Genomic DNA, 23,370 nt, shown 5'->3' on the forward strand with positions numbered 1-23,370 from the left:
CCATAAGCACTACACCCAATGAGATACTAGTCACAAAACAATAAAGAGAATATTTTCCCCCTTGGGCGAGATTCTTTCTCTGAACCCGTAAACTGCCGATTAAAAAAGGCGAGTTAGCTACTGCCAACTCGCCTGAAATAAAATCTAAGCTATCGCGATATACTCGCTGCAGCCTGTCCTGGTTTGATAACCCGTGCTACTGAGGAGACTGCTGCATGGTCCAGTTGAGCACTTGGGTGGCTAACTGGTCACTGGCCAGGCCAAAGGCCTGAATCACCTCATTCATCTCGCTACCTGTTATCGGTTGGCGAATTTCAAACTGGCGGGTCGCAATAATCCTACGGTCCGAAATTCTTACCAGCCGGGCATCAAAGCGGATCAGCACTTCGCTGCTACCAACATGATATACCCCTTGGAACGCAGACAAATCACCACTCAACTCCACATCAGCCTGTAGGCTGTCATCATCGCTACTGACTGCGCGGATTCGGCCATCACTACGGAACGCCTGAATAAGACGATTGCGCACCAGAATCGGCGCTGAATCACTCCAACGAGAGTTTTTATAAACTGCAATCTCCTGGCCCTGAGGCTGCACCGCTATGCGTGAGCTATTAAGAAACTGGTTCGTCGCCGGTTGTGAAACCCGTAATGACCAGTTTACTGTCTGCACGCGCGGCGCACTCACTGCTGGTGGCACCGGCAGAAGATAAACTTGTGATACGGGGGCCGAGGGTAAAATGGTACAGGCAGAGAGCAGTATCGCCCCGCCGGATATCATCAATAGCCACACACGGCGGCCTGCATAGCGCATTAGATTAAGAGAGAGCATTAAGGCGTAAACTCCTGTGTTCTTTCACGGCCGCGCAACAAGGCCGCTGGGTTTTCTTCCAAACGAGAAACGGCGGCACGTAATGTCGCTAATGTTCTGCGCAGCTCATCCACAGCCGGCCCCAGCTCATTCATCCCTTGCATCCCGTTATTGAGTGAGGTTTTATTTTCACTCACCAATTTATTGAGGATGGTACTGGTATTTTGCAACGATGCCATGGTCTTGGCGGCATCACTGACCAGTTGTTTCCCCTGCCCATCCATTAAGCCGTTAGCATTACGCAGCAGGCGATTAGTTTGGGCCAGTGTCTCATTAGCCTGTTTACTGGCCTGCGCCAACTGCTGCAACAGGGTACGAAGATCACCACGTTGATCAGCCACGGTTTGAGTGACCAGCGCGAGATTATCCAGTGTCGTTATCAGGCGCTGCTGGTTATCCGGTGCCAGCAACTGGTTCAAGCGCACCAACACTTCATTAGCATTGGTCATGAAATTCTCACCGTTAGCCAGTAGCTGACTCATCGGCGAAGGGGTGGCAATAATGATAGGAACATCGCCATCTTTGCCTTCCAACAGCGGGCTGTCTTGGCTGCCACTGCTGAATTGAATATTTGAAGTGCCGGTAATACCCGCAACTGTCAGCCGGGCTTGAGTATCCTCGCGTATCGGAGTAGATGCAGAGACGCGGATACGTGCCCAAACCTTATTAGGATTCTCTCGGTCCAACCGCAATTGTGTCACCTCACCGACTCGAATCCCGCTGTACTGAACGGTGCTGCCCTGTGACAGGCCACTCACCGGTTCATTGAAAACGATATCGTACAATCTGAACTGGCGGTCAGAACCGGAATTTGTCAGCCATAGGCAAAACAGCAGCGCGGCACTCACCACAATAAGAGTGAACAATCCAATAACAACATGATGAGCACGGGTTTCCATATTACCACCTCTCTCCACTGTTAATTGCCGCTGCCTGATAAGCAGCCCGGCCTCGTGGGCCATGAAAATACGCCTGAATCCAGGCATCATCAGTCGCCGCAACTTTATCCAGAGTATCAACCACCAGCACTTTTTTCTGCGAAAGCACCGCCACACGATCACACAACGTATACAGCGTATCCAGATCGTGAGTTACCAAAAATACCGTCAGATTGAGGGCATCCCGCAGGGTGCGGATCAAACTGTCGAACGCCGCCGCACCGATGGGATCAAGGCCCGCTGTCGGTTCATCAAGAAACAGAATATCTGGGTCCAGCGCCAAGGCACGGGCTAACGCAACACGTTTGACCATACCACCCGACAGTGATGCCGGATACTTGCTGCCAGTGCCCGGCGGTAACCCGGCCAGTGCCAGTTTAACCTGAGCCAGACGCTCAGCCTCAGCCCGGGGTAACCCGGCGTTTTCTATTAATGGCAACGCCACGTTCTCGGTCACGGTTAGAGAGCTGAACAGTGCGCCTCGTTGAAATAATACGCCAAATCGGCGCTCTACCATGGAGCGGGATTGACCTGACAGAGTCATTAAATCTTCACCAAAAACATGAATTTGCCCGTCAGTCGGACGACGTAGCCCAACAATACTGCGTAACAGAACCGATTTACCGGTACCCGAGCCGCCAACCACGCCCAAAACCTCGCCGCGCTTAACATCAAGATTTAACCCTTGATGCACGCACTGTGCGCCAAAGCAGTTAACCAGAGAGCGAATTTGAATAATTGCATCTTGCGTCATTTGGCTCACCACCCCATTTCCATGAAAAATAGTGCTGCCACGGCATCAAGCAAAATCACCACAAAGATCGAATGCACCACACTGGTGGTGGTATGGACCCCGACAGATTCAGCGCTACCCGTCACTTTGAACCCCTCCAGACAGCCAATAATGGCAATCAGGAAAGCAAAAATAGGGGCTTTACTTATACCCACCAGAAAATGCTGCAACCCATTACTGTTTTGCATAATCGACAAAAACATGGTTGGAGAGATATCCAGTGTTAAGGCGCACACCACCATGCCACCAAAAATACCACAAACCATACCAATAAAGGTCAGCATCGGCAGAGAAATCAATAGTGCCAAGACGCGCGGTAGCACCAGCAATTCGACCGGATTCAAGCCCAGCGTCTGGATAGCATCAATCTCTTCATTGGCTTTCATCAAGCCAATTTCAGCGGTAAAAGCACTGGCTGTCCGCCCTGCCATCAGGATCGCGGTAAGCAGTACCGCAAATTCACGCAGAAAAGAAAATACCACCAAATCGACGGTAAAAATGCCCGCGCCGAAGGTAGTGAGTACGGTGGCACCGAGAAAAGCGATAACTGCCCCCACCAAAAAGGTGAGCAACATAATGATCGGTACAGCATTGAGGCCAATCTGTTGAATATTGGCAATTAATGAGGTAATGCGCCAGCGTGAGGGGCGAAAGAGTGTCCCCAGCAAGGTTTCCAGCGTCAGACCAATAAAGCCCAATAGTGACTTAATATCTTGCCATAAGTTATCGACCGAACGGCCGGTGTTAGCCAGCATATCCAGCCAAAATCGTGCGGGTTTTTCTGACGGCTCAGGGGCTAAGTCAGGCAATACATGGCTTACCGTTTCAAGTAAGGTTCGCCGTTCTTCTGGCAATTTAGGCGCAAGTTCGCGTAAATTTGCCACACGATCCTCACCCAGAAGCAGAGCTAGCAACGTTGCACCGGCGGTATCTAACGCCCCGAGTTGGTTGAGGTCAAATACCACGCCACTGGGCATATTAACGCGCAACTGCGCCACTTGGGGTTCCAAAAAGCGGTAATGCGCCAGTACCCAATCCCCCCTGATATACACTATGGGAGGCTGAGCCGCGCTATCGAGATCAAGTTGTACGGAGGACGTTTGCTCAGTCATTGCTCAGACCTTACCTATTTCAAACCCTAAATAGGTATATCACACAGTTAAGTAAGAGTAATGACTGTTTAATTAATGAAGTGTTAACCACCCGCTAATCAGTGAGGTGTGGCACTCTGTTTGCCCAATTGCCGTATTTTCTTCCCCGGCAGGGTAAACCACACCACCACCGCCAGCAGAATTAACAGTGCGCTGGCAGTACCTAATACCAAACTATGCGAGGCAGAAAAGGCAAGTTTGGCGCTGGTCAGTAGATGCTCGTTCCCACCAAGGCTATTGACCACCTGAATAGTTTCACTGATAGAAGCACTGGCCTGCTCAACCAGATCAGCGGGTAAATCTGCTGGTAATTCAATAGACGCGGTATAGGCCCGCGATAACATCAAACCAAATATTGCCACCCCAAATCCCGCCCCCAGCTCATAAGCCATACCCTCAACCGCCCCTGCCGCACCGGCTTTTTCCGGGGGAGCCGCACTCATAATCGCCGCAGTAGAAGCTAATAACGAGGCTTCAATACTGAACCCCAGCACTATCATCCATCCCCATGCCAGATAAACTTGCGTGGCAAAATCGGTCCAGGCCAGGCCGAGAAAACTCAATGAGCTAAATGCAATACCCGCGCTTGCAACGGTACGTAACCCCAATTTAGCCACCAGCCAACCGGATATCGGCCCGCTAACACCACTGGCAATCATCAATGGCATTAGAAAAATACCCGCTTCGAGTGGGCTTTTACCTAACACAAACTGCAATTCCTGTGTCAGCAGCAGTTCAAAACCAACCAGCGTTATCATTGCCGTCATGGCCATTGCCATACCAACAGCGATCACCCGCTGGCTTATCAGGCGAAAATCAATCATTGGAGCTGTCGTTGATAACTGGTGACGAACAAAAGCAAACAGCATCGCGCCCCCGATAAACGCGGTTAGGAAAGTTACCCTCATATCTCCCCCGCCGCGCAGCCCGGTTTTGGCCGCATAGACCAGCAATAGGATCGCAGTAATCAATACCAGTGCCGGAGCCAATTTCCATGACTGTTCCACCCGCACTGGCAGGCTCGGTATAACCAGCAACGTGGCAATAACCACTGCAATAATAATAGGGATATTGATCAGGAAGACTGAACCCCAGTAGAAATATTCCATCAATAATCCACCAACCAGTGGCCCCATCGCGGCACCCGTCGTTCCGATGGCAACCCATATCCCCAGCGCCAATGCCCTTTCTCGTTCATCGGTAAAGATATGGCGCACCGCCGACAAGGTTGCCGGCAGGATCATCGCCGCACCTATCGCCAAAAAAGCGCGTGCCGCAATGAGCGCGGCAACCGATGGTGCAAGAGCCGCCGCCAGTGAGGCAAGCCCGAACAGTACCGACCCCAACAACGCCAAGCGTTTGAAACCGATGCGATCCCCCAGCGCCCCCATTGGCAGCAGCAAACAGGCCATAACCAGTGAGTAAATATCAATAATCCACAGCAATTCACTGCCCGTGGCTGACAGCGTAATACCCAGTCGTGGGGCGGCCACATGTAATACAGTTGCATCAATAGAAACTGGGAGATACATCAGAATAATAACGTAGAAAATCATCCACTTTTTAGACATACAAAACGCTCAAATAAGGCATAGATTAATGTTGAACACCTGTTCAATATGTCAATAATAGCGGAAAGTTGAACTAGCGTCCAATTCATCACATAATGGCTGAAACACTAATAAGTCAGATAAGGAGTCTCTTTGGCCTATTTGAACCGTGAGGAACGCCACGACACCCTTTTGCAGGCTGCGATGCGTGTCGCGATAAGTGAAGGGATGGCGGCAACCACTGTACGTCGTGTTGCCAGCGAGGCGGGCGTGGCTGTTGGGCAAGTTCATCACCATTTCACATCAGTCTCACGACTACGAGCAGATGCTTTTCTACTCTTAGTTAAACAGTCGTTATCTGCTTTCGCGCTAAACAGTCAAAACTTACCTGCCGTTGAACGGATACAGCAAGTGTTGGGCTATCCACAAGATGAAGCCGGCCGAAGAGAAACCCGGTTGTGGAATGAAATTTCAATGCTAGCCGAACGCGATGAACTTATTAAGGAAGCCTATGCGGCGTCGATGTCAGACTGGCATGCGGCTACCGTGGCGGTGATCCATACCGGCATTACCAACGATGAATTTCGCTCAGACATAAATGCCAGTGATGTTGCCTGGCGGCTGATCGGGTTGGTGTGCGGTCTGGATGGTCTAACCCAGTTTACCGAGTTAGGTTTTTCAGAAGCAGAAATCTTGCGCCATCTGGCTGCAATGATGAGAAGCGAGTTATTGAAAAACCATTAATAGATTCTCACCTTGGCCGGTACTTAACTCGGAGAGTTTTCCCTGATAGGACAGGCTATAATGATTATCTGATTCCTCAAATCCCCAACGTCATTGGCGTGGCAGCACAGCAACCAATCCCGATGAGCTGACAGAGGTTAGCAATTCAGGTGATAAACATGCCGGGAGCAGCTAACGTCAAGGAGGAAAGGGCATTTTATAAAGTACATAATATGACTAAACAGACTCCTGTCGCCGATAGTATTTATTACAATGGCACAATTTATACGGCAGATGCTGATAACACGGTTTGCAGTGCCATCGCCATCGGCCAAGGTTATATTCTGGCCACGGGCGGTGATGAGATCAAACAGCAATTCGCTAGCGCGCAAACTCAACTTATCGATCTGGCAGGTAAGTTTATGATGCCCGGCCTGATTGACAGCCATATGCACCCGTTTTGGGGGGGGAAACAACTGATTGGTTGTAACCTCAATTATGCTGCGCTAAGTGTTGAGCAGACACTGGATATTATCCAGAAACACCTCGATAGCGATCCTTTTAACGGTGAAAATGACTGGCTGACCGTGCGCGCCTGGCAGCGTCAGGCGATGACACCCGTCGGCGCTGATATGAGCCGAAAGGCCTTGGATTCGCTCAATACCAGCCGTCCAATCGCATTGTTTTCCAATGATTGCCACACGCTGGCGGCCAATAGCCGCGCGCTGGAATTGCTGGGTATCGATGAACACACTCCAGTACCGCCAGATGGCAAAATTGCCCGCGATACCCACGGTAAATTGACCGGTATTTTGGAAGATGCGCCCGCCATGCGCGCCTTTGACAGTATCCCCTCCGCCACAGCGGAAAAGAATGTGCAAATTGCGGGCCATGTGCAGCAAGTACTTAATGCGCAGGGTGTCACTACCGTGATGGATACTCGTGTTTTTGCCGAACAGTTGTTGGCTTTCCACCGTTTGCATGAACGTGATGCCTTAACCTTACGGGTTCTGGGCGCTAAAGAAGTGACGCCAGATAGCCTGCAAGGCCCACAGGACGCCGCTCGCGTGGTACAAGAGGTGGTAGAGTTCGCCCGCCAATGGGGAAGCCACGCATGGACACCCGCACCGGGTTTCGCCGTCGATCACCTGAAATTGTTTATCGACGGGGTATTGCAACCCCCAACCATGACCGCTGCATTACTGGAGCCGTATCGTGCCAACCAGGGTTCAGCACAACAACCTGACTGGCAAGATACCGAGCGCTATGGCGACCTCTATTTTAGCGCGCCAGTAGTCAATGCTGTGATTCTGGAGTGCGCCCGCGCAGGTCTTCATCCACACACTCATACCGTGGGTGATGGGGCCATCGAGATGGTGCTGGATGCAGTGGAACAGATGCGCGCCGCCTTGCCGGGCAAAGATATCCGCCCAGGATTAGCACATAACGAGCTGGTTGCCCCCCATCAATATGATCGTTTTGCCAAACTGGGAGCAACAGCAGTGCTTTCCTTCCAGTGGGCTGGCTTGCCGGGGGTGCTAATTGATGAAGAGCGTGAGATGTTGGGCGAGGCCCGTTTCCAGCATATGGAGCCCGCAGCACGCTTCCTTGATGCTGGCGCACGTATTGCGTATGGCAGTGACTGGCCCATTGACCGGCTAGATGAATGGTACAACCTGCAAGTGGGTATGACCCGTCGTGCATGGGATCTCGACGGTCATCCGGCTGGCCCACGGCTGGATAATGATCGTGACCTGACGCTGATTGAAACATTACGTTCTGCCACCATTGATGCCGCTTATATGATTGCCAAAGAGCAATATATCGGTTCACTGGAAGCAGGAAAGTTCGCCGATATTATCATTCTGAAAAATAACCTGTTTGAGCAGTCGCCAAACGCTATTTACCAGACACTGGTGGAATCTACGCTGATCGGCGGTAATGTGGTTTATCAAGCCTAGTGAATGCCCCGCATCATTGATGCACGTCGGTGATGCGGGGGACAAATCTGTCAGGAGCAGAGTTGAGCACGACAACATAGGCTAAGAAGGAAGTCATTGGCGTTACAGCGACCCTTATGTCAAAATCCGCTCCTTTATGTTCTATAGCTGCATAAAAATGCAGCGTAACGGTGCTTTTTCTCACCAGGAGATGATACGGTAATGCCACAAAATATTCAGTTGCGCAGAGTGCTTAAAACCCCCGCGCTGGTCGCTTTCGGGCTTGCCTACATGGTGCCTTTAGGCGTATTCACTACCTATGGACAGGTGACCGTATTAAGTCAGGGGCATTTGCCCGTTGCCTATCTGGTGACTGTTGCCACCATTCTGTTTACCGCCCTCAGTTATTGCCGGATGACCAGCGCCATGCCGCTGTCTGGCTCCGCCTATTCCTATGTTCAGCGTAGTTTTGGCGGGAAAACCGGTTTTTTGGTGGGTTGGGCGCAAATTTTGGATTATCTGTTCCTGCCAATCCTTAATTATTTAGTTTTAGGCATTTTCTTGCATGAGGCATTTCCGGCTATCCCTGCTCCGGTATTTATTATTGCGTCTATCATCAGTGTCAGTCTGCTTAATATTCTGGGCGTGCGTTTACTCACCTCAGTTAATTTCTCGCTGATCGCAGCACAGATGGTCTTTATCATATTATTTATTGCGCTCTCTTTCAGTCAGGCCGATTTAAGCCTGGAAGCGTTAATGAAGCCACTTCTGGTGAATGCCGGTGACCTATCCGGGTTACTCTCTGGTGCGGCAGTGCTCTGTTTGGCCTTCCTCGGTTTTGATGCCATCGCGACCATGGCCGAAGAGGCGCACGACGCCAAACGCACTCTGCCACGGGCCATTCTCTTTACGGTGATCAGCGCCGGTGCTATTTTTATCGCCGTTTCCTATGCTGCCCAATTGGCCTATCCCGACTGGAAATCGTTGATTCCACATCAGGATACCGCCAGCCTGATTATCTCCGAGCATGTCGGTGGGAAGTGGATGTATAACTTCTTTATGGCCACTTATTTGACCGGCGTTTATGCCTCCGCAATGACCGCGCAGACCAGTGTGTCGCGTATTTTCTATGCCATGGGGCGTGAAGGTGTACTGCCACGCAAAGTGTTCTTCCATCTGCATCGCAAATTCCACACACCGTGGCGGGCCATTTTGTTCGTTGCCACCATCTCGCTGCTGGCCCTATTCCTTGACCTGAACTTAGTGGTATCGATGATAAGCTTTGGTGCCCTCGGCGCCTTCACCTTTGTTAATTTAAGTGTGATAAAGCATTTTATTATCAATGAGAAACGTCGCGGTACTGCGGCCATGTTTAAGTCCGGGTTATTACCCATGATGGGATTCGTCATGTCGGTGTGGCTGTGGGTTCACCTTGAGCAACGGGCGCTTGAAGTCGGCTTATTGTGGTTGCTGGCAGGCTTTATCTACTTGCTGTGGCTGACTCGCGGCTGGCGTAAATCGCCGCCATCCGTTAATCCAGATGATATTTCACACCTGTTGTAAGCAGCACCAACCACTAATAGAAAAGGGCCACATCGTAACATGTGGCCCTTTTACTGCTTGCCATCACGGCACGAACCGTCGGCAACGCTTATCACTCATCATTTACTGTATTGATCGTGCCCTGCCTACTGCCTCACCTAACTGCCATACCGCCATCGCGTAATGGGTGCTGTGGTTGTAGCGGGTAATCGTGTAGAAATTGGGTAACCCATACCAATATTGATAACCGGTGCCAACATCCAGACGCAGTAAGCTGGCCTCTTGATAACCCTCTAGCGAACCAGACGGGCTTAGCCCTGCGGCAGATAACGTCGAGATAGGGTATTTCGTCTTAAAGCCATTATCAAGGTACGGCGCTTGCCCATTAGCGGGCACCGCGACCATCGCACCTTTGGTCCAGCCATGGGATTTGAAGTAGTTAGCGACACTGCCGATGGCATCCTCCGGGTCCCACAAATTGATGTGGCCGTTACCATTAAAATCAACAGCATAGCTTTTGAATGACGATGGCATAAATTGGCCGTACCCCATCGCGCCCGCATAAGACCCCCGCAAGCTGAGCGGATCATTACCCTCCGCACGCGCCATCAACAGGAAGGTTTCCAGCTCGCCAGAAAAGTACTCAGCACGGCGTGGATAGGCAAAGGAGAGTGTTGCCAGGGCATCAATGATGCGAGTTTTACCCATCACCCGGCCCCAGCGAGTCTCAACCCCAATGATTCCGACGATAATCTCCGGTGGCACGCCGTAAACCTCATAGGCACGTTGCAACGCCTCTTGATGTTGGTTCCAGAAGTTAACACCGTTTTGCACATTATCAGGGGTAATAAACTGTTTGCGATAGCGGTTCCAAGCACCATTAGGGCCAGAAGGACGGCCTGCCGATGGTGCTTGTTTATCCATCAGGCGGATAACAAAATCCAGTTTTTTAGTTTGGGCCAATACATCATGCAGTTGTTGAGGCTCAAAACCGTGTTCACGCACCATTTTGTCAACAAATCGGGCAGTGTCGGCGTTATAAGCAAAATCACCGTTTTGCAAATGCCCCACATGTTGCGGCTCAAGCAAGAAACCGCTTTGTATCAGGCCCGCCGAGGGCTCGGCAGCAACAGGAGGTGTCGGTTTGCTACTACAGGCAGAGAGCAACGTAAGTAAGGGAACAATAATAGCCAGGTAGCGCATCGAATACCCATAAACCATACAAAAAAGTGATAGCTATGTTAAGTCATTGTCTGCCACGAACAAACAGGAAAATTCGAACAATAAAGTTAGGTCCGATGCATTTATAAATCATCTTCGGATGATTATTGGCCTAGGTGAAAATTTACAACGACCGAGTACGAACCGTAATCCGGCACCGATTTCAGTCGGGGAATTGTCTACATAAAGAATAACATCTTCAATTGCCGCTGTTTTAGTTGCACCATCATAGTAATCAAAGGTTTTAAAGTTCTGCGGTAAACGGGCATCGGCTGGTAATGATTTGCCTACATAATCCTCCTATGGCATTCCCTGCTTCATGTTGCCCTGTCCCCATTGCATACCCACTTCAGAAGCTTTTACTGTCGCGGTCGACGTATTGCAGCTCATAAATGAAATTGCAGCTTTGGCCAAATCTTTAACCAATAGTCCACCAGAAGCAAGCATGGTCTGATTTTCTGGGTCAGACACAAATACCACAAACTTCGTCCAGCCTGGACGTTCAGACATATCGGAACCGCCCTGAGTGATTTCCTTATCTATCACTTGGGCTTCCAGTGAGTTGTCTTTCAGCTTCTGGTCAGTTTCCGCACTTTGTTTATCACTAACCTGCCTCCATTTAGCGATAATCGATTGACAGTCACCGCCCGACTTACGGCAACCCGACAATTCTTTATCGAAAGCGAGTCCTTTATCTGCACTCAGATAGTTATTCTCCACGACAACCCCAACCGCATGGGCTGAGATTATTGTAAATCTCACTCAGGATCTGAAGGAGGCTTTTTACGGGAGTTAAACTTATCTATTAAATTAAAGACTGTTGTAGCCAGTGTGATTGCAGAGCCAGCTATACAACCGAAAATTATAGCCCTTCTTACTTGATTTAGTGGAAAATAAAAACCATCACCTTTCAAATAGTAAAAAGTCGCAATCACTCCGCCTAAAAGCAACAGCATAAGCGTAGAAGATAAACAACTATAAAGAAATAATACTGCATAAGCATATAGCTGTTTCATTATTTTTTCTCCTCAGAAGCATCTTTTGGCTTATTAAGGTCTTTAATAAATCCAGATGAAAACTCTGAGGCAACACTTCCCCAATAATCATAAATAAATCCTGGGATTTCTTTACCTGTTAATGAATTTACAATACCAGGAGCATATTCCCCGAACATTCCTCCAGCCCAAGTGCCTATAGCAGCCCCGCCAATAGAACCAGTATTCGGTCCATCAGTAAAGAATGCACTACCCGCCGCTATTCCGACGTTCTGCCAGACAGTTCTCCCCGGTGCAAGCATTCCCGAGATCCCGGAACTGACGCTGCTCTTGTAATCCCAGGCTTTGTTTCCATTATCCGGCTGGCTCAGATCAAACCACTGATAACTTCCGTTGGCAATTTCCGCAATAACTCCACCACCTATGACTTTACCTAACGATGCCGCAGGCCCCAAATACCACGCCCCCGCTATCGTAACCCCATTCTGATAACCTTCTACTATCGCTTTGGTTATGTTCGCCCCTTCCGGCAAATCACCTTTCGCGATCTTATCCAGTCCAACCTGCTTTTCCTCTGGCGTCAGATTGTGGTCCACAGCGTACTGATTCCACGATGCATAAGCCGCACCGATACTGTCCATGCCAGAACCGAAGCTCAGCGCATTATTCTCCACTGCATTCTTCCCAGCCTGCGCGCCGATGAGAAGGCCGGTGCTGCTATCAGTACTTAAGCCACCCAGGATACCGGCAGTTAAGGTACTAATCGCACTAATAATTCTCTTATCAGGTTCGGACAAATCAGCGATTTTCTTGCCTGGATGCACCTCATCCATATAGATGTTGGCTGCCCACACTACCAGAGGAGGAGATTATACAGACACTGCGCAAAACCTGTAAGTTACCGAACCGTAAGCAGCAGTCCACTGATTTTATTCTGAACCAAATTACCCATACAAAAAATAGTGCTGAAAATGAAACATTTGGTAGCAAATAACGCGAATGATTTTCACTATCATTGTGAATTTCTTTCTATACAATTGCTCTGTTTTGCGGTTGCCTGACAATCTCGTTTTCTTCTTTGAGCTTTTAAAAGGATCTCAGTTTATGAAGTTACGTTTCCCCTCTTTCGGCCCTGTCGCCCTACTGGCTTCCTCAATGATGCTGGCGTTCTCCGTCAATGCCGCATCAAATGATGAAGGTATCGTGATTTATAATGCTCAACACGAAAATCTGGTGAAATCCTGGGTTGACGGTTTTACCAAAGATACCGGCATCAAAGTGACTCTGCGTAATGGCGGCGACAGCGAGTTAGGTAATCAACTGGTTCAGGAAGGCAACTCATCCCCCGCCGACGTTTTCCTGACTGAAAACTCGCCGGCAATGGTGCTGGTCGATAACGCCAAATTGTTCGCACCACTGGATGCAGCCACACAGGCACAGGTTGCGAAAGAGTATCGCCCTGAACATGGTCGCTGGACCGGTATTGCGGCTCGTAGCACCGTGTTTGTCTATAACCCGGAAAAAATCAGCGAAGCCGAATTACCTAAATCCATTATGGATTTGGCAAAACCTGAATGGAAAGGCCGTTGGGCTGCCTCACCATCGGGTGCCGACTTCCAGGCCATTGTCAGTGCCATGCTGGAGTTGAAAGGCGAAAAAGCGACGTTGGAATGGCTAAAAGCCATGAAAACCAACTTCACTGCCTACAAAGGTAATAGCACCGTGATGAAAGCGGTGAATGCGGGCCAAATCGATGGCGGAGTTATCTATCACTATTACCGTTTTGTCGATCAGGCCAAAACAGGTGAGAACAGCGGTAAAACCAAACTGCATTATTTCAAACATCAAGACCCTGGCGCATTTGTGAGTATCTCCGGCGGCGGTGTTCTGGCATCCAGTAAGCACCAGAAACAAGCGCAGGAATTCGTCAAATGGATCACCAGCAAATCAGGCCAGGATATCTTGCGTACCAACACCGCATTTGAGTATGCCGTTGGTGTCGATGCCGCTTCAAACCCTAAATTGGTGCCACTGAAAGACCTGCAAGCACCGAACGTTGAGCCGTCTAAACTCAACAGTAAAAAAGTGGTTGAGTTAATGACTGAAGCCGGTCTGCTGTAATAAGGACAACCGACTGATAGAATGCATTTTTAGCCCGTCACATCACTATGGCGACGGGCATTTAACAAGCCGAGCGCCTTGACTATTATGGCTAATATAAGCACCGATATTGTATCGGTTCCACTGCATAAGGCAGCCCAACGGCAGTATAACCATCGCCCGGGGTTTGGGATTGTGGCTATTGCGGTTCTGCTGTCACTGCTATCCCTGCTGCCATTAGGGTTTGTTATTGGTATCGCTATTGATACCGGTTGGCCAACAGTCAAAGCCCTGGTTTTTCGCCCCCGCGTGGGCGAATTACTGATTAACACCGCGCTCCTGGTGCTCTTTACCTTACCGCTTTGCGCCATTATTGGCGTTGCACTGGCATGGCTGACCGAGCGTACGGCCCTGCCCGGCAGGCGGATTTGGTCACTATTGGCTATTGCACCGCTAGCCGTACCGGCTTTTGTACAAAGTTATGCATGGATTAGTCTGGTGCCATCAATGCATGGCCTTGCCGCTGGCGTGTTTATCTCAGTAATTGCCTATTTCCCCTTTATTTATCTGCCCGCATCCGCTGTATTACGCCGCCTTGATCCCGGCCTTGAAGACGCAGCATCATCATTGGGTAGTCCCCCAACAGTGGTCTTCTTTCGCGTGGTTCTGCCGCAACTAAAATTAGCCGTATGGGGCGGCTCGATACTGATCGCGCTGCATCTATTAGCGGAATATGGCTTGTATGCCATGATCCGTTTCGATACTTTTACTACCGCTATTTTTGACCAATTTCAATCCACGTTTAACGGTCCGGCGGCCAATATGTTGGCAGGGGTTCTGGCGTTATGTTGCCTGGGGCTATTATTAATCGAAGCCACCAGCCGTGGCTACAACCGCTATGCCCGGGTCGGCTCCGGTAGCGCCAGGCGCCAAACTGCATATTCAATGGGTACAACCATCACACTACTGTGTCTGTTATTGCCATTGCTACTCACTGCACTCTCGCTGGGCGTGCCCTTTATCACGCTGGCCCGCTGGCTCTATATTGGTGGAATTGATGTGTGGCTGAATCCTGAACTGCTACCAGCCTTGAAGCAAACACTGGCATTAGCACTGAGCGGTGCGGTTATTATCACATTGTGTGCCGTCCCCATGGCATGGCTATCGGTGCGCTATCCGGGGCGCTTGCACCGTGTGATGGAAGGCTGTAATTATGTCACCAGCTCGCTGCCCGGTATCGTGGTCGCGCTGGCGCTGGTGACCATCACTATCCGTGTTGCTCGCCCGCTGTATCAAACAGAATTCACTATTTTGCTGGCTTATTTATTGATGTTTACCCCACGCGCTTTAATCAGTTTACGGGCCGGCATTGCGACCGCCCCGGTCGAATTGGAAAACGTGGCCCGCAGCTTGGGCAAAACACCCACTCAAGCCGTATGGAGCACCACCATGCGCCTTGCTGCACCTGGCGCCGCTGCCGGGGCGGCACTGGTGTTCCTCGCTATCTCCAATGAGCTGACCGCCACACTATTACTGGCCCCGAACGGCACCCGAACACTGGCGACTGGCTTTTGGGCGTTGACCAGTGAAATTGATTATGTCGCGGCATCACCCTATGCACTGCTGATGGTGGCACTATCTCTGCCGTTAACCTGGCTTCTTTATTCTCAATCGCAACGTACGGCAGGATTATGAGCACGCTTGAACTTCAGCAAATCGGTAAGTCTTTCCAGTCTGTTACCGTATTAGACCGAATTGACTTGCAGGTTTCCGCCGGCAGTCGCACCGCAATTGTTGGGCCATCCGGCTCAGGCAAAACCACGTTGTTGCGGATTATTGCCGGGTTCGAAACCCCCGATCACGGTAAAGTTATTCTGCAAGGTCATCCGGTATTCGACAATTCAACCCACGTGCCAGCGCACAAAAGAGGGATTGGTTTTGTACCGCAAGATGGTGCGCTGTTCCCCCACTTTACCGTCGCGGGCAATATTGGTTATGGACTAAAAGGGAGCAAGCAGGACAAAGCCCGCCGAATTGATGAACTGATGGAGATGGTCGCACTGGATCGGCGGTTATCACAACTTTGGCCCCATGAGATTTCGGGTGGGCAACAGCAGCGGGTCGCTCTCGCCAGAGCGTTAGCACAGCGGCCGGTACTGATGCTGTTGGATGAACCTTTTTCAGCTCTGGATACCGCCTTACGCGCCTCAACGCGCAAAGCGGTGGCTGAACTGTTGGCACAGGCAAATATTGCCTCCATTTTAGTGACGCATGATCAAACCGAAGCATTATCATTTGCCTCGCAAGTCGCGGTAATGCGGGCGGGTAAACTGGCGCATGTTGGCCCGCCGCAAGAACTCTATTTGCGACCGATTGATGAACCGACAGCGACTTTCCTTGGCGAAACATTGATTCTTTCCGCCAATATTGATACCGGATGGGCTGATTGCGCACTGGGCAGCGTCAGGGTTGATGATGAGCAACACCATGGATTGAGCCGGATTATGTTACGGCCAGAACAGATTACTATCACCCCTTTGCCCGCAGATCATCACTACACCACTCATTGTCTGGCCAGGGTTATCAATATTGATTTTGCGGGTTTTATCTCAACACTCACCCTATATCTGGTTGAAAGTAATGAAACGGTAGAGGTTAAAACCATCAGCCGCGAAGGTATAAGTATCGGTTTAATGGTTGACCTGACAATTATTGGCCAAGCGCATATTTTTGCTAACTGAGTAACCTCACTGGGCATTGCAACCTTGGTTTTTGGCTCGCATTGCTCAGTATGGCCTTTATCCGGCTAAGGGGCTTTATGCTGCTGGCGTAATCTTCGATACTCCAGCAACGTCAACACAATAACCACCACATCCAGCGCAGTTATTACGATCAATAACACCGAGTGAGTGAAGGTATAACGATAGAGTTGATAGATAATGAATAAGCTGAATATGACTATTGCCGCCGGATAATAACCCAGTTTTTTGCGCCATAATCCAATAATGATCCACAACTTAACCACGCCGTGGATGAGCAGATAAAATGCGGCAAAATGCAGACTGCTGATAGAGAGGTTTTGTGCCGCATGCAGTAAATAATGGGCTACTACATCGCCACGGTCTTCAATAAATTCAACTTGCGTGATGCGATGCAGAATATTTAGCAAAAACTGCGGCGTCACAAAATAGGTTAAAATACCGCTGATAATCTCCATCACGGCTAAGATTGCTTTCAGTAATAAGCTCAGTTCAAAAACTGCGTGAATATTCCTTTCACCTAAGATGTTGTTACCATCGAATCTGTTTTTCATATTCAACATCACGCTGATTCTCTACAATATAATACTCGATGGAGAATAGCGTAACAGTTTACGTGGTGCCAGTTAAAGCACCACGTCATAACCGTATTATCTGCAATACAAGTGCAATTTAGAATGTAATAACTGTTTTTAATCCGGTGACCCATGCATCTTGCGTTTGGCTTACCCCTGCTGGTGAGTGCCAATATTGTAGATCAGGTTGTAATTCCAGCCATGAAGTGACACGGAAACGATAATACAGTTCGGCAGTAACCGAATGCCCAGGTATTGGAGAGTAACGTGGATTATTATAATCAGAAACATTATTGATTTGATTCAGATAGCGTTGATTATCTTTATAATAATCACTCAGTTTAACCATTGATACGCCGAATCCCAACCAATCTTGTGGGCGGCTATCAAATAAGCCGCGATAACGGATGCCCGCAGAGGTAGCGTAATGCATGTAATTGGTCCGTTGATCCGCCAACGACATGCTGTAAAACACACTTAAACCACGGTTGGCGTCATCCTGATGTTTTGTTACCTGCTGATTGAATCCACTGTAAAAGAACCAAGTATTATTATGGTAACGATAGTCACCTGGGTCAGTCGCTCCGGGAGCACCAGAGACCCCGTTATAAAGATCCCGTTGTTCAGCATTGGTATAAAGAACACCAAGGTTATAAATACCGGGTAAATCCTGGAACGCATTGGTTTTTAATTCCAATTCCAGCGGCAGTAATATGCCTTTGCTGCCCTTGGTTGACCAACTCCACGCCCTACCACGGCTCGGTGCATCAGGGTTTTGCTCCATCACCCCGGTTTTTAATGTTAAGCCATCGGTAAGCTTATATTGCAGCGTGGTTCCCCAATAATGAACGTTCCAGTTAAACCAGGTCAGCGAGTTTGCTGATTTACCGCCACATAATCCAAGAGTTTGAAAATCGCAGGGAATAATTTGGTCAAAATCCTGTACTTTATTCATCAAACCAATTCGCCAGTGCAGTTTCTGACTCGCAAAACTGCGCGCAAAGGTTAACCAGCCCAAGCGAGTAATCGACTGACCACCAAAACTTTCCTGCGACAAATCGGTTATATTCGCCCGAGGATCTTGTAACCGATCCCGCGTGAGATTGTTATCATGATTGCGGTTAACAATATTCCCTTCGATTACTGCATCGGGAATCCCCGTATATAACGCAAGATCCTGCTGAAAAGTCAGTGAAAACTGATCAATATAAGACGCTTGTTTATCATGATTATAGCCACCACCCGCGTTATATGATAATTGACTCAAGTAACCGAGTGAATAATTAAAACCGTGCTCCGATAAAATAGGGCGAATACCTAACATATCGCCTAGCAGCCCTGTTTGCTGTGGCTCAAAACCTAATGCGATCCCCTGCCACTCCGGCGTTGATTGTTCCACATATTCACCACTGCCCGTTAAACCTTCACTTAATGCCGATGATGAAAATAAAATAGTAGAGGTCAGTAAATAAAATGCAGCAGAATTTATCTGACGAGTCAGATATAAAGTTGGTTTCATTATTTTCCCTTTTTAGAATAACCTGCACATCTAATAATAAATACTCAGTACTTCCCCAAAAATAAGTCGTGTTGCAGTGAGGCAAAACAGTTGAGAGCTGCTTATATCACTGCAACATACAAACGTCGCTATTAGCGTTTCAATGCCTCGCCATTACTCTGAATCACATCGCGATACCAATAGAAGCTCTTCTTACGACGGCGTTCCAATGTGCCATTACCACTGTCATCGCGATCAACATAAATAAAACCATAACGTTTGGATAATTCAGCTTTTGAGGCGCTAACCAAATCAATCGGCCCCCAACTGGTATATCCCATCACCTCAACGCCATCTTCGATAGCCTCACCGACCTGGACCAGATGGTCATTGAGATATTCAATGCGATAGTCATCTTCAATATGACCATTAACATCCGGCTTATCTTTCGCTCCCAGCCCATTCTCAACAATAAACAGGGGTTTTTGATAACGATCCCATAATTCATTGAGCAGGATACGCAGCCCGTCAGGATCGATCTGCCACCCCCATTCCGAGCTGGCCAAATGCGGGTTCTGCACCATGCTAAGAATATTACCTCGGGCTTTACGGTTTAACTCTTCATCGGCGGTCACGCAGCCGCTCATGTAATAACTAAAGGAGATAAAATCGACAGTCTGTTTTAATGCCAGTTTATCTTCAGCAGTGATTTCAACACTAATGCCGTGCTGTTTAAAATAACGAGCCATATAAGAGGGGTAATAACCGCGAACCTGCACATCGCCAAAGAATAGCCATTCACGATTCTGCTGTAATGTTTCCAATACATCGGCAGGCTTGCAAGTTAGTGGATACATCAGCCCACCCAACAGCATATTCCCGATTCGGCCATCAGGGATAATTTCATGCAATGCAGCAACCGCTTTGGCACTGGCAACCAACTGGTGATGGATAGCCTGATACACGGCACTCTTACTGCTTGCTTGCTCTAATCCTACTCCGGTGAATGGCGCATGCAGCGACATATTGATCTCATTAAATGTCAGCCACAATTTAACCTTATGCTGATAACGCTGAAACACGGTGCGGGCATAATGTTCAAAGAAACCAATTGTTTTACGATTACCCCAACCACCATAATTCTTAACCAGCCCGTAAGGCATCTCATAGTGGGATAATGTCACCAATGGCGTAATGTTATATTTCGCCATTTCATCAAATACACGATCATAGAATGCCAGGCCTGCCTCATTAGGCTGCTGCTCATCGCCCTGTGGGAAAATACGTGTCCAAGCAATGGATATCCGCAAACATTTAAACCCCATCTCAGCAAATAGCGCGATATCCTCTGGGTAGCGATGATAAAAATCGATAGCGACATCTTTAACATAACTGTCACCACTCACCCTGGGAATGATATCGCCAAAAATTCCATGGGGTTGTAAATCAGAGGTAGATAGCCCTTTCCCCTCAGTAAGATAAGCCCCTTCTACCTGATTAGCGGCAATCGCACCGCCCCAAAGGAAATTATCTGGAAATGCATGTTTCATCGGTTTTCTCCTAAATCAGTATTAACGAATTACGGTTAATAACGGGGCTTGCTCAGTAATAGAGGTGCCTTTAGCACACAGGACATCCTGATAATTTTCACTGTTGCTGATAATTATCGGCGTCGTCAGGTCATAACCTGCTCCGGTAATCGCCGCACAATCAAACTCCAGCAGTAAATCACCTGCGTTGACCCGGTCACCGGCTTTAACATGAGCGGTAAAATATTTGCCATCGAGTTTGACGGTATCAATACCAACGTGGATAAGGACCTCAGCACCAGAATCAGATTCAATGCCAATCGCATGGTGGGTTTTAAACAGTGACGCTACAACGCCATTAACCGGTGACACGACCCGCCCTTGTTGTGGAATAATCGCAATTCCCGCCCCCAATAAACCACTGGCGAAAATACTGTCACTGACATCCGCTAGCGCTAACAATTCGCCACTGATCGGGCTGAATATCACTTCGCCGATACCACTGTGGTTATCGGTGATGGATGAGGTGTGAGACAAATCCTCTGTTTCTGCGCTAGCAACAGGCGCTGGCAGGCCAAAAAAGAAGGTGCTGATGGCAGCAAAGATCAACGCAATCAGGGTGCCAATAATGGCGCCCCATACGCTGGCATCGACACCTGTAGCGGGAATTATTTGGGCAAAAGAGAAGATACTGGCAAGGCCGAATGAATAAACATGGGTCTGGCAGAAACCGACGATGACACCCCCTATCGCCCCGCCCACGCAGCCAAAAACAAACGGTTTTTTCGACGGTAACGTCACCCCATAAACAGCGGGTTCAGTAATACCGAATATCCCCGCAGTAAATGCCGAACCAGCCAGCACCTTCATTTTTGCATCGCGAGTACGTAAAAAGACACCGAGCGTGGCCCCCACTTGCCCCATAACTGCGGGTAATAACAGCGGCAACATGGCGTCATAGCCCAGTACACTCAGGTTGTTTATCATCAAAGGGACCAAACCCCAGTGCAGCCCAAAGATAACGCAAATCTGCCATAGCCCTGCCAATACACCACCGGCAACAGGAGGAGCAGCCGAATAGATAATTTGGAACCCCGACGCCAATAAATGGCTAAGCCAGGTTGCCAGCGGGCCAATCAGTAAGAAGGTGGCTGGAACGGTTATTACCAGACACAGTAATGGCGTGAAAAAGTTCTTAATATTGCTGTGTAACACCCGGTTAAACCCTTTTTCTAACCGACTACTAACCCAAGCCGCTAATATGATAGGGATAACCGACGAGCTGTAATTGATAAATGTGACCGGAATACCAAGGAAATAGACCTCAGAAGCACCGGGTTGCCCGGCTGCGTTAAATGCAGCGAGCATCAAGGGGTGCACTAATGCACCACCAATCGCCATGGTAATAAATGGACTGCCACCAAACTTCTTACCTGCGGTATAACCCAATACCAGTGGGAAGAAATAAAACAGTGAGTCACTGGCAGCAAATAAAATTGTATAGCTGCCGCTGTCGGGTTGTAACCAGCCGCAAACAAGACTCAGTGCCAGAAAACCTTTAAGAATACCGGAGGCGGCCAATACACCGAGCAAGGGGGTGAAAATACCCGAAATGATATCGATACAGTGACTGAACAAACTCTCTTTTTGATTACCTGACTTGTTGTCATATTCTTCAGCATCAGCTAACCCCGCTTGGTTCACTAACGCCTGGTAGACCTCACTAACATGGTTTCCGATAACCACCTGAAACTGGCCACCACTTTCCACTACCATAATAACGCCAGGATTATCTTTCAGCGCTTTGGCATCAGCCCGCGCCATATCCTTGAGTTTAAAGCGCAAACGGGTAGCGCAATGTACTACGCTATTAATATTACTCTGACCCCCTACTCCGGCGAGGATCTCGCTGGCGACCGTTGTGTATTGCATCGTGTTTTCCTTCGGTAACACTCTTGTTTATACAGGTAAAGATTCGGGCAAAAAAAAACCTAAACGCACTCCGCACCGCGACCCAGCGACACAAGTACATTCAGGTTTTGCCTGCCGAAGCAGTAACAATCCAGTTTGGCGAAATTCTCTTACTACTTAGAACCCTTCCCTTTTAAATCATTTAATCTGGCAGATTAAAACTTTCCCGGCGAACGCGTTCAATATGGATAGTCAAAAACATCCGCTCTTCTTTGCTCAAATCTTGTTGATACTGCAATTTCATATGCTGCTGAATCTTACCCGCACAGCGGTAAGCCTCAGCATAATTATCTTTCACTGCATCGTGTAAGGAATCATCATCACTGGTGACCCCATTACGGCCCAACATTCGCTGTGAGAAAAATTTCAGATGGGTAACAAAACGGTGATAACTCAGCCCGTCCTCATCATATTCCAGCTTAAATTGGTACTTCACGATATGCAGTATCTCCTGCATTACCTTCGTCACTTGCATTACTTCAGGCATTTCACCCTTCAACTGAGCATTCACCAGATGGAGCGCGATAAATCCAGCTTCATCTTCACGCAATTGCACCCCAAGGCGTTGTTTAATAATCTGCAAGGCTTCACGACCCAAGGCAAACTCTTTGGGATACAACCGACGAATCTCCCACTGCAATCCATTCGTTATATCCAAACCTTGTTTATGCCGCTCAATCGCATAGAAACAGTGGTCAGTCAGCGAAATGTAGAGGTTATCCTGCAACTTACCCAGTTTTGCCGTTGCCTGCGTGATGATACAGTCACAAGCAATCATTACTTCTAATGGAATACAGCTCAGCAACTCACTCAGCCGCGAAACCAATTCATTGTCTTTTAGAGCAAACACTTTTTCGATCAATGTGTTATCTAGCGATTCACCTGGGTGTTTTTGAAAGCCAAGACCACGCCCCATAATGACTTGTTCCTGACCATGCTGATCGAGAACAATAACTACATTATTGTTAAGTATTTTAGCGATTTGCATGCTTTAGCCCTGAAAACAAAAAAACCCGACTCAGCAGCATTCATCACGCTACTCAATCAGGTTTTGCCCGCCATTGACGGTAACAATCCAACTATTCGGTAAACTACCATGTTAATGCACGACTGCAAGCTGGAAGAGATAAGAATCGTGATGTAGATCTCCTCTTATCTGGATAAATAGATCAGCATGTCATTTTAGCCATTATTTAGTTAGGGTTAATATCACC

20 protein-coding genes and 1 pseudogene are annotated in these 23,370 nt (G+C 48.7%); 6 read left to right on the forward strand and 15 right to left on the reverse strand.

The genetic code is table 11. The features are described from left to right. Positions 1-196: 196 nt before the first annotated feature. The 5 genes from V1952_RS09815 to V1952_RS09835 all read right to left on the reverse strand — a co-directional run bounded on the left by V1952_RS09815 (position 197) and on the right by V1952_RS09835 (position 5,324). The gene (locus V1952_RS09815; protein WP_420074679.1) at positions 197-832 is read right to left on the reverse strand and encodes an ABC-type transport auxiliary lipoprotein family protein; all 636 of its coding nucleotides are present in this window, start codon (positions 830-832) and stop codon (positions 197-199) included. Then, positions 832-1,770 carry an MlaD family protein gene (locus V1952_RS09820; protein ID WP_372559540.1) on the reverse strand — a complete coding sequence of 313 codons (939 nt, stop codon included), beginning with the start codon at positions 1,768-1,770 and terminating at the stop codon, positions 832-834. Before V1952_RS09820 ends, V1952_RS09815 begins: the two co-directional genes overlap by 1 nt. Before the next feature lies 1 nt (position 1,771). Then, positions 1,772-2,563 carry an ABC transporter ATP-binding protein gene (locus tag V1952_RS09825; RefSeq protein WP_193784620.1) on the reverse strand — a complete coding sequence of 264 codons (792 nt, stop codon included), beginning with the start codon at positions 2,561-2,563 and terminating at the stop codon, positions 1,772-1,774. 5 nt (positions 2,564-2,568) lie between these two features. Then, positions 2,569-3,714: an MlaE family ABC transporter permease gene (locus V1952_RS09830; protein WP_420074680.1), complete on the reverse strand. Its 1,146-nt coding sequence runs from the start codon at positions 3,712-3,714 to the stop codon at positions 2,569-2,571. A gap of 98 nt (positions 3,715-3,812) precedes the next feature. After that, positions 3,813-5,324 carry a SmvA family efflux MFS transporter gene (locus V1952_RS09835; RefSeq protein ID WP_420074681.1) on the reverse strand — a complete coding sequence of 504 codons (1,512 nt, stop codon included), beginning with the start codon at positions 5,322-5,324 and terminating at the stop codon, positions 3,813-3,815. 132 nt (positions 5,325-5,456) lie between these two features. Between V1952_RS09835 and V1952_RS09840 the strand changes: the two genes are divergently transcribed. From V1952_RS09840 to V1952_RS09850, 3 genes are all read left to right on the forward strand, one after another. Beyond that, positions 5,457-6,047, forward strand: a complete 591-nt coding sequence (locus tag V1952_RS09840; RefSeq protein ID WP_372559543.1) for a TetR family transcriptional regulator — start codon at positions 5,457-5,459, stop codon at positions 6,045-6,047. 212 nt (positions 6,048-6,259) lie between these two features. After that, the gene (locus tag V1952_RS09845; RefSeq protein ID WP_420074682.1) at positions 6,260-7,987 is read left to right on the forward strand and encodes an amidohydrolase; all 1,728 of its coding nucleotides are present in this window, start codon (positions 6,260-6,262) and stop codon (positions 7,985-7,987) included. Between the two features lie 201 nt (positions 7,988-8,188). Continuing rightward, a complete protein-coding gene (locus V1952_RS09850; protein ID WP_420074683.1) occupies positions 8,189-9,529 on the forward strand; it encodes an APC family permease in 1,341 nt (446 codons plus the stop codon). 102 nt (positions 9,530-9,631) lie between these two features. On the opposite strand, the gene mltB is transcribed toward V1952_RS09850, so the two are convergent. The 5 genes and pseudogenes from mltB to V1952_RS09875 all read right to left on the reverse strand — a co-directional run bounded on the left by mltB (position 9,632) and on the right by V1952_RS09875 (position 12,557). Then, on the reverse strand, positions 9,632-10,711 hold the full coding sequence (gene mltB / locus V1952_RS09855; protein WP_372559546.1) for a lytic murein transglycosylase B: 1,080 nt from the start codon (positions 10,709-10,711) through the stop codon (positions 9,632-9,634). A 108-nt stretch (positions 10,712-10,819) separates the two neighbouring features. After that, positions 10,820-11,017: pseudogene (locus tag V1952_RS09860) on the reverse strand (hypothetical protein); the annotation flags it as partial. Positions 11,018-11,029: 12 nt separating this feature from the next. Next, positions 11,030-11,449, reverse strand: coding sequence for a hypothetical protein (locus tag V1952_RS09865; protein ID WP_372559547.1), 420 nt, complete (start codon positions 11,447-11,449; stop codon positions 11,030-11,032). A gap of 38 nt (positions 11,450-11,487) precedes the next feature. Further along, on the reverse strand, positions 11,488-11,745 hold the full coding sequence (locus tag V1952_RS09870; RefSeq protein WP_050084865.1) for a hypothetical protein: 258 nt from the start codon (positions 11,743-11,745) through the stop codon (positions 11,488-11,490). Further along, entirely contained in the window at positions 11,745-12,557 is an 813-nt protein-coding gene (locus V1952_RS09875) for a VENN motif pre-toxin domain-containing protein (protein WP_420074684.1), read from the reverse strand. Before V1952_RS09875 ends, V1952_RS09870 begins: the two co-directional genes overlap by 1 nt. 271 nt (positions 12,558-12,828) lie before the next feature. On the opposite strand from V1952_RS09875, the gene V1952_RS09880 reads away from it, so the two are divergent. From V1952_RS09880 to V1952_RS09890, 3 genes are all read left to right on the forward strand, one after another. After that, entirely contained in the window at positions 12,829-13,845 is a 1,017-nt protein-coding gene (locus V1952_RS09880; protein WP_372559549.1) for an iron ABC transporter substrate-binding protein, read from the forward strand. An 87-nt stretch (positions 13,846-13,932) separates the two neighbouring features. Further along, positions 13,933-15,519, forward strand: a complete 1,587-nt coding sequence (locus V1952_RS09885; RefSeq protein ID WP_420072060.1) for an ABC transporter permease — start codon at positions 13,933-13,935, stop codon at positions 15,517-15,519. After that, positions 15,516-16,565 carry an ABC transporter ATP-binding protein gene (locus V1952_RS09890; RefSeq protein ID WP_420072061.1) on the forward strand — a complete coding sequence of 350 codons (1,050 nt, stop codon included), beginning with the start codon at positions 15,516-15,518 and terminating at the stop codon, positions 16,563-16,565. The genes V1952_RS09885 and V1952_RS09890 overlap by 4 nt, the downstream gene beginning before the upstream one ends. A gap of 65 nt (positions 16,566-16,630) precedes the next feature. On the opposite strand, the gene V1952_RS09895 is transcribed toward V1952_RS09890, so the two are convergent. The 5 genes from V1952_RS09895 to licT all read right to left on the reverse strand — a co-directional run bounded on the left by V1952_RS09895 (position 16,631) and on the right by licT (position 23,144). After that, on the reverse strand, positions 16,631-17,146 hold the full coding sequence (locus V1952_RS09895; RefSeq protein WP_372559552.1) for a DUF2127 domain-containing protein: 516 nt from the start codon (positions 17,144-17,146) through the stop codon (positions 16,631-16,633). A gap of 109 nt (positions 17,147-17,255) precedes the next feature. Further along, entirely contained in the window at positions 17,256-18,677 is a 1,422-nt protein-coding gene (locus tag V1952_RS09900) for a carbohydrate porin (RefSeq protein ID WP_420074685.1), read from the reverse strand. Positions 18,678-18,808: 131 nt separating this feature from the next. Next, complete coding sequence (locus V1952_RS09905; protein ID WP_372559554.1) at positions 18,809-20,206, reverse strand: glycoside hydrolase family 1 protein; 1,398 nt, start codon at positions 20,204-20,206, stop codon at positions 18,809-18,811. 21 nt (positions 20,207-20,227) lie between these two features. Beyond that, positions 20,228-22,117, reverse strand: coding sequence for a PTS beta-glucoside transporter subunit IIABC (gene bglF / locus V1952_RS09910; protein ID WP_420074686.1), 1,890 nt, complete (start codon positions 22,115-22,117; stop codon positions 20,228-20,230). A 181-nt stretch (positions 22,118-22,298) separates the two neighbouring features. Continuing rightward, a complete protein-coding gene (gene licT / locus V1952_RS09915; protein ID WP_083163501.1) occupies positions 22,299-23,144 on the reverse strand; it encodes a BglG family transcription antiterminator LicT in 846 nt (281 codons plus the stop codon). Between the last annotated feature and the right edge of the window lie 226 nt (positions 23,145-23,370).

It is taken from the genome of Yersinia sp. 2542 StPb PI, from assembly GCF_048593855.1.
In the GTDB taxonomy this organism is placed as follows: domain Bacteria; phylum Pseudomonadota; class Gammaproteobacteria; order Enterobacterales; family Enterobacteriaceae; genus Yersinia; species Yersinia enterocolitica_E.